Origin of the sequence: Nocardioides antri, assembly GCF_008373765.1 — a bacterium.
Lineage (GTDB): Bacteria > Actinomycetota > Actinomycetes > Propionibacteriales > Nocardioidaceae > Nocardioides > Nocardioides antri.
In genome coordinates this window covers 1-209 of record NZ_VUJW01000225.1, presented here as the reverse complement: position 1 = coordinate 209, position 209 = coordinate 1, and the positions used below count along the sequence as shown (strand labels likewise).

Sequence of the window (209 nt, the reverse complement as noted above, 5' to 3'; positions counted from 1 at the left end):
TGTTTAGATGAAGTTCAGTTAGCCCTTCATGACGAGTTGCGTACCTTACGACAAGCTGAAAGTTCTTTAACGAAGACATGCACCGACTCGGCAGAACAGTTACGTCTCTTACGAGCTGCCAAGTATCAACTGGAGAAAGATGCAGCTGACAAGGCTAAAGCGGCCGAAATTGATGGCTCAACTGCAGAAATTCCGGGTTTAACCAACGC

The 209-nt window shown here is 46.9% G+C and carries 1 protein-coding gene; it reads left to right on the top strand.

Annotated features, from left to right (window positions below):
• A partial coding sequence (locus F0U47_RS20905) for a hypothetical protein (RefSeq protein ID WP_149752389.1) occupies positions 1–209 on the top strand: 209 nt, incomplete at both ends.